General features: G+C 55.6%; 1 protein-coding gene. It reads right to left on the bottom strand.

Going from position 1 to position 444, the window contains the following annotated elements:
- On the bottom strand, positions 1–444 hold a 444-nt coding region (locus tag ACTQ34_RS18180; RefSeq protein WP_441364996.1), incomplete at its 5' end, for a TIM barrel protein.

Raw genomic sequence — 444 nt, 5'->3', positions numbered from 1 at the left:
TTAGAGGAGTTCGCGTTTAATGCGCTCGAGGGCTTCAGGAGCCTGCTGATCCATCTTCTCCGGGAAGCCGAAGTAGGACACGCATATGATGTTGTCGCCGCCGACCTTGGGTGCGTCGGGCTTCAGCTGCTTGTTGGCAAAGTCCATCTCGCGCAGTGTCTCGAAGATACCGTCAAAATCGACCTCTCCCTCGCCCATGGCGGTGTGCTGATGGATGGTGACGTCCGCGCGGCCACGGCTGTTGAGCCAGGGCGGATTGAGGATATAGCGGCAGTCCTTGGTTTGGTTCCAGGTGTCTGCGAGCAGAACGTGAGTCAGCTCGTCGCCCGCATACTTGAGCATGTGGCGTACGTCTCCCTTGCCCTGATCGTAAAAGAAACCGTGAGAAGCAGAATAAACATAGCCGAGATTCTTGGAGCGGAAAGACTTAACGATATCACAAGT

The sequence above is a fragment of the Agathobaculum sp. LCP25S3_E8 genome, assembly GCF_052117165.1.
Lineage (GTDB): Bacteria > Bacillota > Clostridia > Oscillospirales > Butyricicoccaceae > Agathobaculum.
This window is presented reverse-complemented; position numbering and strand designations above follow the sequence as displayed.